Origin of the sequence: Diaphorobacter sp. HDW4B (assembly GCF_011305535.1) — a bacterium.
In the GTDB taxonomy this organism is placed as follows: Bacteria; Pseudomonadota; Gammaproteobacteria; order Burkholderiales; family Burkholderiaceae_C; genus Diaphorobacter_A.
Window position 1 is genome coordinate 2720522 of record NZ_CP049905.1, and the last position, 13177, is coordinate 2733698.

Genomic DNA, 13177 nt, shown 5'->3' on the forward strand with positions numbered 1-13177 from the left:
CATGTTGGATTTGATCGTGCGCCACTGCACATTGCCCGATGGCCGCCAGAACATCGACATCGGTGTACAGGCCGGTCGCATCGTGGCCGTGGAAACCGCACTGGCCGCCACCGCAGCCGAAGAAGTCGATGCCGAAGGCATGCTGGTGTCGAGCCCGTTCGTGGACTCGCACTTCCACATGGATTCCACGCTCAGCTACGGCCTGCCACGCGTGAACGAAAGCGGCACGCTGCTCGAAGGCATCGCGCTGTGGGGCGAACTCAAACCCCTGCTCACGCAGGACGCCATCGTCGAACGCGCACTCGCCTATTGCGACTGGGCGGCAGCACGCGGCCTGCTGGCCATCCGCAGCCATGTGGACATATGTGATCCGCGTCTGCTGGCCACCGAAGCCCTGCTGCATGTACGCGAAAAGGTGAAGCCTTATATCGACCTGCAACTCGTCGCCTTCCCGCAAGACGGCGTGCTGCGATCCAAGGGCGCTAAGGAAAACCTGGTTCGCGCGCTCGACATGGGCGTGGACGTGGTCGGCGGCATTCCACACTTTGAACGCACGATGGCCGAAGGCGCTGAAAGCGTGCGCTGGCTGTGCGAACTGGCGGCAGAGCGCGGCTTGCGCGTGGACATGCATTGCGACGAAAGCGACGACCCCCTGAGCCGTCACATCGAAAGCCTTGCATACGAAACCCAACGCGTCGGTCTGAACGGTCGCGTGAACGGCTCGCATCTCACTTCGATGCACAGCATGGACAACTACTACGTCTCCAAGTTGCTGCCGTTGATGCGCGAAGCAGGCGTTTCAGCGATTGCGAACCCGCTCATCAACATCACGCTGCAGGGTCGTCACGACACCTATCCCAAGCGTCGCGGCATGACGCGTGTGCCTGAGATGCTGGCTGCTGGAATCGATGTGGCGTTTGGGCAGGATTGCTGCATGGATCCTTGGTACAGCCTTGGCAGTGGCGACATGCTCGAAGTGGCGCACATGGGTTTGCATGTGGGGCAGATGACGAGCCGGAACGCGATGCGGCAGTGTTTTGAGGCGGTGACTTCCACGCCTGCCAAGATTCTTGGCCTTGAAGGGTATGGGCTTGAAGTGGGGTGCAACGCGGATCTGGTGTTGCTGCAGGCGCGGTCTGCATCTGAGGCCATTCGGTTGCGGGCTACGCGGCTGAAGGTGTGGAAGCGCGGTACTTTGATTGCGAGTACGCCTCGGGCGGATGCTGTGTTGTCTTTGGCTGGACGGCCTGGTTCTGTTTCTTTTTTGGCTTCTCGCTAGTATTGGAGCTCGCTTGCCGGGTGTTCGCCCCGGCGGGCGAGTAACTTTTTGCTTGCGCCAAAAAGTCACCAAAAATCGCTTTTGAATACCCGCGGCAGAACTCACTTTGCGACTGCGTCGCTCCGTTCGGGCAACCGCCGCGAGTCAGTGTTTTCATAAGAGGTGTGTCACGGCACTTCGCGTTGCTCGTGCTGCATCTCGCGACTGCGCGAGATGCCTGAGCGCAAGCCGCTCGACGAATTGAACTCTCGTGCCCAAACGTCGATTTTTTCCGTCGCGAGACTTGCGCTTCCGCTGCTGCATCGAAGAATGCAGCAGCGCCCTCCCCAGCTTTTGGTCTGACTCACGATAGTTGCCCGACCGTAGTGACGAAGGAACGAAGGGAGTTCTATCGTGGGTATTCAAAAGCGCGCTTTTGGTGACTTTTCGCGCGCCAGCGAAAAGTTACTCGCCCGCCGGGGCGAACACCCGGCACCCGTAATCAACCCCCTGGCAGGCGCCAAAAAAGAGAATCACTGAGCAGTGATCTTCCGCTCCTTAACAATAGCCCCCCACTGGTCGTACTCCTTCTTCATGAAGGTAGCAAACTCAGCACGGGTAGTTGGATGCGGATCCAGCCCATGCTTGGCCAAAGCATCCTTCACCCCCGGATCGTTCAATACTTTGACGATCTCCTTATTCCAGCGATCCAGCATCGACGCAGGCGTCTTGGAAGAGGCCACGAACGCATACCAGTTCAAAGCCTGAAAACCGGGATAACCGGATTCGGCCACAGTAGGAATATTGGGCATGTAGCTAGGGCGCTTCAAACCTGTTGTCGCCAAGGGAATCAGCTTGCCGGTTTCGATGTGCGGCAGCGCGGTAGGAGGCGCAGCAAAGTAGCTCGCCACGCGTTCGCCGAGCAGGTCCTGCAGCGCTGGTGCGCCACCCTTGTAAGGCACGTGAACCATGTTGATGCCGGCGCGCTGGTTGAACAGTTCACCCGCGAGGTGCGATGCGGAGCCTGCGCCGGTCGATGCGAATTCGACGTTGCTGGTCTTGGCTTTGGCGACGAACTCGGCCAGCGTTTTCACGCCAAGGCCTTTGTGCACCACGAGCACGTTGGGGAAGTACACGCCGCCGGAGATGGGCGCGAGGTCCTTGAACGGGTCGTAGTTGAGCTTCATGAGATGCGGCGCAATGGTCAGCGGGCCGACCGAGCCGAACAGCAGCACCGAACCATCGGCCACGCCGGAGGCGACCTGCTGGTGCGCGATGTTGCCGCCCGCGCCGCCGCGGTTGTCCACCACGACGGACTGGCCGATGTTCTCGCCGAGCTTCTTGGCGATCAGGCGCGCGGCTGCATCGGCTGCGCCTCCGGCGGCAAAGCCGACGACGAGCGTGACGGGCTTCTGGGGTGGGAATACGGGGTCGGCAGCGTGCGCTGCGCCTGTGCCCAGCGCTGCCAGAGTGGCGAGTGCGGTGGCGCGAAGCAAGAGGGATCGTTTGTTCATCGTGGGGTTCCTGGGAATTGAAAACATAAGGGCCAGCACTGCCGATCGGTGCGCAGCGAATGGCCTGAACTCCGCTCTCCTTTTTCTTGTTGTGTCATCACGCGGCTCCATCGTTTGCATCCTGCATTGAATTGAGTGTTCAACGCACGACGTTGGCGAGCGCGGAGTTCTGTGCGAACCGCGTGAGGTTGTCCAAAAACATCTGCACCACACGTCCCGCGTTGCCTGCCGCAAAGCCTGCGCTGTGCGGTGTGGCGATCACGTTGGGCATGGTCCACAGCGGCGAATCGCTGGCCAGTGGTTCATGTGCGAAGACGTCGAGATATGCGCCTGCAAGCTTGCCTGTGCCGAGTGCGTCGATCAAGGCCGGTTCATCAACGACATCGCCGCGCGAGATGTTGATGAGGTGCGCCGTGGTGGGCAGCAGAGCGAGCCTGTCCCGGTTGATGAGCTGGCGTGTGCGATCCGACAGCGGGCATGCAAGGATCAGCCAGTCCGTTTTTGGCAGCACGTTGGCGATGTCTTCGAAGGCATGCGATGGTAGGCCGTTGTCCGTCGTGGCAGCGCTGCTGCGCACCACCTGAACGTTCAGGCCGATGGCCAGCAGAATGCGCGCAATCGCCTGGCCAATGCCGCCCCAGCCGACGATGGCCGCGGTCTGTCCGTGGATGTCGGCGGGCAATGGGGGGCGATCGATCAGCGGGGCCCAGTGGCCTTGCTGTTGTGCTCGCAGCAATTCGGGAAAGCGGCGGCCCAGCATGAGCAGTCCGGTGACGGCGCTTTGTGCCACCACTTCGGCATTGCTTCCTGCGGACGAAGTGAGCGTCACGCCGCGCGCGAGCAGCTCCATGTAGATGGGGCGATCAGCTCCGGCCGAGTGAATATGCACCCAGCGCAGGCTTGGGCTGGCACGCATGGCGTTGTAGAAGCGCGCGGTCTCGGGCTGCGTCTCGTGCTTGGTGGACAGACCCGTCACATCGCGCGAGACAAAGGCGATGTCGAATTGCGCACCGCGCTGCTCCACGTCGTCCACCGTCAGCAGTTCAGGCGCGGGCGTGGCGCAGGCGCGGATGCGCTCGCCTTGTTGGACGCGTTGCTGCTCGGAGACGAGGATGCGCAGGGGCTGCGTGGAGTGTGCGGTGGCGTTCATGGACGTTGAGTGGAAAGGAAAAGCGTCAGATCACGATGATGGAGCTGGACAGTGAATCGATCAATCCACTGTTGCCCCGGAGTCCTTCACGATCTTCTGCCACTTCACGAACTCCTTGCGTGCGAACTGGCCGAACTGCTCGGGCGTGCCGCCGGCCGGATCGGCGCCTTCGCGGATCATCTGGTCTTCGAGCGTGGGCAGTGCGTCGTTCACCGCCTTGTTGAGCTGCGCGATGATCTGCGGCGGTGTGCCCTTGGGGCCGAAGAAACCGAACCACGAACCTGCGGCGAAGCCGGGGAAGCCCTTTTCTGCAACGGTGGGCACGCCGGGCAGCGAGCGCGACGGCTTTTCGCTCGACACCGCCAGAGCGCGCAGCTTGCCTGCCTTGATGTGGCTGATGACCGAGGGAATCGTTGCGAACATGAACTGCAGACGACCGGCCAGCAGATCGTTGAGCGCGTTGGCACCCTTGTAGGGCACGTGCAGCGTGTCGCCGCCGATGCGCTGCGTGAGCATGTAGCTCGACAGGTGCGACGAGGTGCCCACGCCGGTGGAGCCGTAGCTCAGCTTGCCGGGGTTGGCCTTCACGTAGGCGACGAATTCTTCGAACGTCTTGGCGGGCACGTTGGGCGGAACGACCAGCACGTTGGGCACGTCGGCGATCTGCACGATGGGCACGAGATCGATCAGTGGGTCGTAGTTCATGTTCTTGTAGAGGCTCTGGTTCACCGAGATCGGGCCCACCGAATTGACGATCAGCGTGTAGCCATCGGCGGGCGAGCGCACCACGAATTCGGTGCCGATGTTGCCGCCACCGCCGGGCTTGTTGTCGATGATGAAGGATTGACCGAGCTTCTCGCCGATCTTCTGCGCGACGGCGCGGGCCAGCAGGTCGGTGGTGCCGCCTGCGGTGAAGGCCACGATGATCTTGACGGGCTTGGACGGCCACTTGTCCTGCGCAAATGCCATGCCGCCTATCGGCAGCAGGGCCGATGCGATGAGGCTGGAGTTGAAGCGACGGCGCGATACGTCGGTATGGCCGGGGTTGCGTGGGTTGGACATGTTTGTCTCCTTGAGGTTTTTTTGCTTGGATGAATACGCGGCTGGTGAACACTTTTTTTGAAGGAAGCGTGTTCTTGCAGGCAGCACGAGCGCGGTGAAAGCAAGCTCTCACCGCGCCCGATGGGGAACTCTGTTTTTCTTTTGTCTCTCCGACTTCGTTTTCGTTAGCAATCAGGTGCGGTAGCTCGGGTCCAGCTTGTCGAGCTTGCGCAGCAGTGCAGGCCATTCCATCTGGCCATAAGGGCGGCGCGTGCCGGGCTGGTAGTTGTTCCAGGTTTCTTCGAGCACTTCATCGGAGACCTTGGCGAAAGGCGTGTTGCACGACATGGCGGCGATCTGCGAGCGGCAGGCGAGTTCGAGGCGGTGCATCCAGTTGAAGGCCTCGCCCACGGTGCGGCCCACGGTCAGTGCGCCATGGTTGCGGAAGATGACGGCCTCGCCATCGCCGAGATCCTTGACCAGCGATTCCTGCTCAGCCGTGTTGAGCACCACGCCCTGGTAGTCGTGATAGCCGATCTTCAGAAAGCGCATCGCCGTCTGCGTGATGGGCAGCAGGCCGCATTCGAGTGCGGACACCGCCATCGACGCCCAGCTGTGCGTGTGGATCACGCAGGCCACTTCGGGGCGCGCTTCGTGCACGGCGCTGTGGATCACATAGCCGGCCTTGTTGATGCCGTAGTTCAGCGGGCCGAAGTCGGGCTTGGAGAGAATGGTGCCGTCGTGGCTCACCTTGATCAGACTGGACGCGGTGATCTCTTCGTACATCATGCCGTAGGCGTTGATGAGGAACGCACCGTCCTCATCGGGCACGCGCGAGGAGATGTGGTTGGCCATCATGTCCGACATGCCGTACAGATGCACAAGCCGGTAGCAGGCCGCGAGGTCCACGCGGGCCTTCCATTCGGCGTCGGAGCACTTGCCCTTCATGGACGAAATACGCAGTTCGTGGTCGGTATCGCTGTGCGTGGTGCTGGTCATTTTTTGTCTCCCTGTTTGAGTGAATCGTGAGGAATCGGGCTTCAGTCCGCGCCCAGACCAATCGGATTGGGCTGGCGCTTTTCCGTGGCGTGGCGCAGCAGCGAAGCGGTGCGGAAAATGCCGTGTGCAAACTTGCCGTAAGGCAGCGTGAGGAACAGGCCCATCACCGCGCCGAGATGGGCGCACAGCAGTAGTGCCATTGCGGGCGTGCTGCGGAACAGCCAGAGCGCCAGGCCGGTCAGCGAGACCAGAAACAGCAGCGCGATGAAGCCGAGGTCCATGGGCTTTTGCTTGACGTCGCCATGTTCCGGATCGCGGGTGCGGTTCAGGTGCCACAGGCCGCTGGTGCCGATCAGCAGGCTCACGCCGCCGATGGCACCGAGTACCTTGGGCAGGCTCGGGAAGTCGTACGGTGCGTGCCAGCCGAACACGTAGTGGTAGATGGTGCCGAGCGCGGTCGCGGCAAAGCACAGCATGAAGCCGTAGAACGTGAAGTGGTGCATGCGGCGACGCGCGAGCGTGTAGGCGTCGTCTTCGTTGGGGCAGCCCTGGCCTGCACCGCCATCCAGATACTTCATGCGCAGCACGTCGTGCGTGGCTTCGGCGGCGGCGGGGGCGCTCACATCGGCTCCGCTGGTGACGGGTTTGATCTGCTTCCAGAAATTGCGCACGCCCATGAAGAGCGCGAACACCACGAACAGAAACACCGGTGCGAAGATGCCTGCGAGCAGGTTGTGCGGGAACAGGTTGTAGAAGTTGCCCGCAGTCTCGCGGCTCCACAGCGCGCCGATGCCGCCATGCAGCGCGACGGCGATGATGAGGAACAGCGCCAGGCCGATCACGAGGGCGACCGACAGCGTGAGACCGTTGTTCTTGTAGAGCTTGCCGAGCGCGGGAGGCCAAGCGTAGTTGGTGTAGGTTTCGCCGCGCACTTCGGCCATGGCCTTGGGCACGTTGAGGGCGAACTCATGCGGCGGTGCGTACTGGCAGGCATGCAGACAGGCACCGCAGTTGTGGCACAGGTTGGCGAGAAAGTTCACGTCGGCCTTGGGGAATTCCAGGCGGCGTGTCATCGCGGGAAACACCGCGCAGAAGCCTTCGCAGTAGCGGCAGGCGTTGCAGATCTGCATGACGCGCGCGACTTCGTCTTCGGCGGCGGTCATGGGCACGATCTGGCCTTGGGCGAGGGCCTTGGCATCGTTGGTCAGGGCTTGCAGAGTTTGCATCTTGCGTCCTTCTTATTCTTTGTCTTGCACGGCACCTGCGAGCGCAGGTTTGCCCTGAGCGGCCAGTGCCGCATTGCGTCCGGCGATGCGGCCGAACGCGGTTCCGATCGACATGCCGACACCGGCGGTGTAGCCCTTGCCGAGCACGTTGCCGGCCATCATCTCGCCGGCCACGAACAGGTTGCGGCTCGGCTGGTCGTCAAAGCGCACGGCGGCCGTGTCGTCCACCTTCAGACCGAGATAGGTGAAGGTCACGCCGGGGCGCAGCGCATAGCCGTAGAACGGCGCGGTGTCGATGGGGCGCGCCCAGTGCGTCTTGGCGGGGGCGATGCCTTCGGTGTGGCAATCGTCGAGCGCGGTGTGGTCGAAGTGACCGACCTTGCAGTTGTCGTTGTATTCGTTCAGCGTCTGCATGAACGTGTTCTTGTCGAGCTGCAGCTTCTCGGCCAGCTCTTCGAGCGTGTTGGCTTTGACGCCCGGAAACACTGGCGGCATGAAGCGGCCGATGGCCTTGGAGTCGATGATCGAATAGGCGATCTGCTGCGGCTGCATGGCCACGAGTCGGCCCCAGATCGCATAGCGCTTGGGCCAGAAATCTTCGCCTTCGTCGTAGAAACGCTTGGCTTCGCGATTGACCACCACGCCGAGCGAAACGCAGTCGATGCGCGTGCAGATGCCGCCGTCGTACAGCGGTGCGCGCGCGTCGATGGCGACCATGTGGGCCTGAGTCGGATCGCCGATGCGGTCAGCCTTCTGCTCGTCGAGCATGTGCTTGAGCAGCACGCCCCTGTTGAACGCGGTGCCGCGAATCAGGAAGTTGTCGGACGGCCATTCGCCGCGCTCGTTCTGGCCCCAGGCCTCGCGTAGCCATTCGCGGTTGGATTCAAAACCGCCTGCTGCCAGCACGCAACTCTTGGCCGTGATGCGCTTGCCGGTGGTGGTGTGCGCGGCCTTGAAGACGCCGTTGTCGATCTCGAGACGATCCACCGGAGTTTCGTAATGGATCTGCACGCCCAGCTTTTCGGCGCTGCGGAAATACGCGTTCACGAGTGCGGTACCGCCGCCCATGAAGAACGCGTTGGTGCGCGCCACATGCAGTGCGCCGGAGAGCGGCGGCTGAAAGATCACGCCGTGCTTGCGCATCCAATTGCGGCAGGTGCTCGATGCGCGAATCACCATGCGCGCCAGGTGCTCGTTGGTGATGCCGCCGGTCACCTTCAGCAGGTCCTGCCAGAACTCTTCTTCGGGATAGGCCTCGATCAGCACGTCCTGCGGCGCATCGTGCATGCAGCGCAGATTGCGCGTGTGGCCGGAGTTGCCGCCGCGCCATTCGCGTGGTGCGGATTCGAGCAGCATCACGCGCGATCCGGCCTCGGCCGCCATGATGGCCGCGCACAGTGCCGCATTGCCACCGCCGATCACCAGCACATCGGCGTCGAAGACTTGGGTGTCGCTGCTGCTCATGTGGGCTGACCGCACAAGCGGGTTCGCAGGTTGGAAGGGGCTGTGTGTTTGCTGTTCAGCACGGCGGACCTCGTGGGTTGATTCGATGTTTCTTGTGGTCCCGCGATGCCGCTTTCGATGCCGGTCTCGATGTCATTTTCAGTGCCGTTTCAGGCGCTGATTCGATGCAGGTTTCGGCGTCATTCATGCACGGCCCGCGGGTGGTTGGCGTCACTGTAGAAGTTTGTGCTGACCCTGCCCAGAGCCCTTGCGGTAAGGGCACTTCACGATTTGTGATGGGTTACCTGTCTCCCTTTCTCCCTTTCTCTCCTCTGTGATTTCAAGGACCTGCAACGGTTCAAAGCGCCTTTCATGTTGCAGCGCACTCCGAATTGCCAATTTAGTTTTGTCTATATACAAACAAAGAAAGCATTTGACAAAAGAAAAAACAATCGCGAAACTGAAAGCACGGAAAAAACGAAGGGGACAACGGACATGCAACGGCTTACCGAGTTCGTCAGTTATGCGGATGCGCAGCAGCAGTTCTCAGGCGAGAAACTGTGGGAGCTTTTCGATGGCAATCGCGATGCGTTCAACATCGCCCATGAATGCGTGGACCGCCATGCCGCCACGGGCCGCGACGCGCTGATCGTGGCCAACGCGGCGGGTGGTGACGAGGTCATCACCTTCGCGGAACTCTCTGCCGATTCGAGCCGCTTCGCCAACTGGCTGGCAGCGCGCGGCGTGCAGGCCGGCGAGCGCGTGGCCATCATGCTGGAGCCCTCGCGGGCCTTCTACACCGCGATGTTCGGCGTGATCAAGCGCGGCGCGATTGCCGTTCCGCTGTTCACCTTGTTCGGCCCGGACGGTGTGCGTCTGCGTGTGGACGACTGCAAGCCTGCGTTGCTGGTGAGCAATGAACAGAAGCGCGACGTGGCCGATGCCGCGGGCGTGCCGGTGCTGATCTACGACGAGGCTTTTCACCAGAGCCTGCAAAGCCAGCCGACGCAGTTCGCATCGCAATCACGTGCCGACGATCTGGCTGTTTTCCAGTACACATCGGGCACGACACGCGAGCTGCCCGAGGCCGTGCGCCACACACATCGCGCCGTGGTCACGCTGATGGTGGCGGCGCTCTACGGCACGGGGCTGCGTCCGGGCGATCGCTTCTTTTGCCCATCGTCGCCCGCCTGGGGGCATGGCCTGTGGCACGGCACGCTGGCACCGCTTGCGCTCGGGTTGACGGTGGGTGCGTACAGCGGGCGCTTCCATGCGGAGCGACTGCTCAAGGCCTTGTCCGAGCACCGTTTCACCAACATGTCGGCTGCCGCCACGCACTACCGCATGATGAAGAACTGCGGCAAGGCGGGCGACTATCGCTACGCGTTCGACAAGCTCTCGTTCACCGGCGAGCCCATCGACGATGACACGGCCGACTATGTGAAGCAGGTCTTCGGCCTCGAAGTCTGCAGCATGTATGGCACGACCGAGATCGGCGTGGTGCTGGTGAGCTATCCCGGCGCGCCGGATTTTCCGGTCAAGCGCGGCTCGCTGGGCAAGGCCGTGCCGGGCACGCGGGTCGAAGTGCACGACGTCGAGGGCCGCATCTGCCCACCGGGCGAGACCGGCCAGCTCATGGTGCTGCGCAAGGGCGAATGGATTCCCACCAAGGATCTGGGCCGCACTGATGAAGACGGCTACTTCTATCACGGTGGTCGCGCCGACGACGTGATCATCTCCGCAGGCTGGACCATGAGCGCCGTCGAGATCGAGAACGTGCTGCTCATGCACCCCGATGTGCAGGAGGCCGCTGTGATCGGTGTGCCCGACGAATTGCGCGGTCAGGTCGTCAAGGCGTTTCTGGTCAGCCACCGCGCACGCAGCGATGCCTTTGTGCAGGAGGTGCAGGACCTCGTGCGCGCCAAGCTCAGTCAGCACGAATACCCGCGCCATGTCGCGGTGGTGGCCGAGTTGCCCAAGACCCCCGCCGGAAAAGTCCACCGAAAAGTGCTGCGCGAGCGGGAGCGTGCAGCAGCCGCCGACGCCCAAGTGGCGGCTTGAGTTTCGCTTCCTCTCATTCACTCATTCACTCATTCACGCGTTCGTTTGTTCATTCATTTCAACAGGCCCATTTCAAAGGAGACAGACATGCTTACCAAGGTTCATCAGCAACGCAATTTCCCCAAGATCACCGATGAAGGTCTGGACGACCTGCGCAAGCGCATCGGCGTGAAGATCGGCCAGACCGCAGAGCCCTGGTGCCATGAAGCCACGCGCGACAACATCCGCCACTACGCGCACGGCATCGGCGACGATAATCCGCTGTGGTGCGACCCGGACTACGCGGCCAAGACGCAGTACGGCGGCATCATCGCGCTGCCCAGCTTTCTGTTCTCCACCAGCCGCATCGTCTCGGGTTATGTCGGCGGTCTGCCGGGCGTGCATGCGATGTGGTCGGGCTCGGACTGGACCTGGCACAAGCCTGTGCGTCGCAACGACGAGATCTCGACCGAGGCGCATCTGAAGGACCTGATCGAGCACCAGACGCGTTTTGCGGGACGTGCGATCCAGCAGATCTACCACGTCGATTTCTACAACCAGCAGGGTGACAAGGTCTCCGAGTGCGACAGCTGGTGCTTCCGCACCGAGCGCGATCACGCCCGTGAACAAGGCACGAAATACGCCGAGGTGCGCGCACGCGAACCACGCCGCTACACCGACGAGGAACTGGGCGAGGCCTACAAGCTGTATCGCAACGAGGAAGTGCGCGGCGCAACGCCCCGTTATTGGGAAGACGTGCAGGTCGGCGAAGAGCTGCCCACCATGTTCAAGGGCCCGATGACGGTGACCGGCTTCATCGCTTACGCGCAGGGCTGGGGCGGCTTGTACATCCGCGCCAACAAACTCGCATGGCAACTCATCGACGCACATCCGGGCGTGGGCATCAAGAACCGCTTCGGCATTCCTGACGTGCCAGAGCGCGTGCACTGGGAAGAAGACTTCGCGCTCGAAGTGGGCGCGCCCGGTGCGTACGACTACGGCCCGGAGCGCACCTCGTGGCTCACGCACCATCTCACCAACTGGATGGGCGATGCCGGTTTTCTGCACAAGGCGAGCTGCAAGATCCGCCGCCACAACCCCGAAGGCGACATGCTGTTCATCAAAGGCAAGGTCACGCGCAAGTTTGTCGAAAACGGCAAGCACATGGTCGAGATCGAACAGTCCGCATCCAACCAGGATGGTGAACTGTCGGTGGTCGGCAGCGGCGTGGTGATTCTGCCCAGCAAGGGATAACAAGCCATGTCCATCGGCGGAAAAGGAGCCCTCGCGGGAATGAGGGTGGTGGACCTCACGCGCGTGCTGGCCGGTCCGCTGTGCACGCAGATCCTCGCCGATCAGGGCGCGGAGGTCATCAAGGTCGAGCCGCCTTCGGGCGACGAGACGCGCAAGCTGGGTCCGCCGTTCGATGCGGCGGGACAGGCGGCGTATTACGCGGCGCTCAACCGGGGCAAGAAGGCGATCAGCCTGGACCTGTCCACGCCCGATGCGCAGGAGGTGCTGCACCGCATGTTGGCCGACGCCGACGTGCTGGTGGAGAACTTTCTGCCGGGCACGATGGAGCGCTGGGGACTGGGCTTTGACGAGGTGCTCGCCAGGCGCTACCCACGGCTTGTCTACTGCAGCATTTCCGGTTTTGGTGCAGATGGCCCGCTCGGCGGTCTGCCCGGATATGACGCGGTGTTGCAAGCCATGTGCGGCGTGATGAGCGTGAACGGCGAGGCCTCGTCAGGCGCCACGCGCATCGGCGTGCCAGTGATTGATCACTTGACGGGCTACGTGGCACTCTCCGCGATTTTGATGGCCTTGTGTGCGCGCAATCGCACCGGTGCCGGACAGCGTGTGGAGGCCACCTTGTACGACACGGCGCTGAGCCTGCTGCTGCCGCATGCGTCGAACTGGTTCGCGTCGGGCAGTTGCCCGAGCCTGCTGGGAAGCGCGCATCCGAACATCGCGCCGTACGACAAGTTTCGTGCGCGGGATGGCGAGCTGTTCATCGGCGTGCTCAACGAGGGGCAGTTCCGCAAGCTCAGTCAACACATCGGTCTGCCGGGACTGCCGCACGACGAGCGCTTTGGAAGCAACGTCGGTCGGCTGGCCCACCGGGTGGAGCTCAAGGCAGCCATCGAGGGCGCGATTGCGGACAGCGATTGCGGCAACTTGTGCGAAGCCTTGATGAAGCTGGGCGTGCCCGCAGGCGCTTTGAATTCGGTACCTCAGGCACTGGCCCATGCACACAGCGAGCACCGCGAAATGGTAGTGCAGCGCGGTGCTTATCAAGGAGTTCGGTCACCGATGGTGATGTACGGAACACCCGGGCAACCAGGGCATGCACCGCCAGAGTTCGCGCAGGACTCCGAGGAGGTTCTGCAGGGCTTGGGGTTTGATTCGGTACAGCGAAAAAAGCTGTATGAAGCGGGAGCCGTTATGCGGCCAGCGAGTGAGTACGTGATTTCCGAAAGACTAGAAAAAGTCGGTTAAGCAAACA

Annotated in this window: 10 protein-coding genes; 4 read left to right on the top strand and 6 right to left on the bottom strand. The window is 62.2% G+C overall.

The features are described 5' to 3' along the window. Position 1: 1 nt before the first annotated feature. Positions 2-1279 (top strand): amidohydrolase family protein, encoded by a 1278-nt coding sequence (locus tag G7048_RS12510; protein WP_166068453.1) that lies wholly within the window; start codon positions 2-4, stop codon positions 1277-1279. A gap of 512 nt (positions 1280-1791) precedes the next feature. Here the strand turns inward: G7048_RS12510 and G7048_RS12515 are convergent. The 6 genes from G7048_RS12515 to tcuA all read right to left on the bottom strand — a co-directional run bounded on the left by G7048_RS12515 (position 1792) and on the right by tcuA (position 8652). Next, positions 1792-2772 (bottom strand): tripartite tricarboxylate transporter substrate binding protein, encoded by a 981-nt coding sequence (locus G7048_RS12515; protein ID WP_166068454.1) that lies wholly within the window; start codon positions 2770-2772, stop codon positions 1792-1794. 139 nt (positions 2773-2911) lie between these two features. Then, positions 2912-3922 carry a D-2-hydroxyacid dehydrogenase gene (locus G7048_RS12520; protein ID WP_166068455.1) on the bottom strand — a complete coding sequence of 337 codons (1011 nt, stop codon included), beginning with the start codon at positions 3920-3922 and terminating at the stop codon, positions 2912-2914. Positions 3923-3982: 60 nt separating this feature from the next. Further along, on the bottom strand, positions 3983-4891 hold the full coding sequence (locus tag G7048_RS12525; protein WP_166070943.1) for a tripartite tricarboxylate transporter substrate binding protein: 909 nt from the start codon (positions 4889-4891) through the stop codon (positions 3983-3985). A 264-nt stretch (positions 4892-5155) separates the two neighbouring features. Next, positions 5156-5962 (bottom strand): class II aldolase/adducin family protein, encoded by an 807-nt coding sequence (locus tag G7048_RS12530; RefSeq protein WP_240933263.1) that lies wholly within the window; start codon positions 5960-5962, stop codon positions 5156-5158. A gap of 41 nt (positions 5963-6003) precedes the next feature. Then, positions 6004-7188 (bottom strand): tricarballylate utilization 4Fe-4S protein TcuB, encoded by a 1185-nt coding sequence (tcuB, locus tag G7048_RS12535; protein ID WP_166068456.1) that lies wholly within the window; start codon positions 7186-7188, stop codon positions 6004-6006. A 12-nt stretch (positions 7189-7200) separates the two neighbouring features. After that, the gene (gene tcuA / locus G7048_RS12540) at positions 7201-8652 is read right to left on the bottom strand and encodes an FAD-dependent tricarballylate dehydrogenase TcuA (protein ID WP_166068457.1); all 1452 of its coding nucleotides are present in this window, start codon (positions 8650-8652) and stop codon (positions 7201-7203) included. Between the two features lie 474 nt (positions 8653-9126). Here tcuA and G7048_RS12545 point away from each other — a divergent pair, with 474 nt between their 5' ends. The 3 genes from G7048_RS12545 (at position 9127) to G7048_RS12555 (ending at position 13170) form a co-directional block, all read left to right on the top strand. Beyond that, on the top strand, positions 9127-10692 hold the full coding sequence (locus tag G7048_RS12545) for an acyl-CoA synthetase (RefSeq protein WP_166068458.1): 1566 nt from the start codon (positions 9127-9129) through the stop codon (positions 10690-10692). A gap of 87 nt (positions 10693-10779) precedes the next feature. Beyond that, the gene (locus G7048_RS12550) at positions 10780-11925 is read left to right on the top strand and encodes a MaoC family dehydratase N-terminal domain-containing protein (protein ID WP_166068459.1); all 1146 of its coding nucleotides are present in this window, start codon (positions 10780-10782) and stop codon (positions 11923-11925) included. Positions 11926-11931: 6 nt separating this feature from the next. Next, positions 11932-13170: a CaiB/BaiF CoA-transferase family protein gene (locus tag G7048_RS12555; RefSeq protein WP_166068460.1), complete on the top strand. Its 1239-nt coding sequence runs from the start codon at positions 11932-11934 to the stop codon at positions 13168-13170. Positions 13171-13177 lie beyond the last annotated feature (7 nt).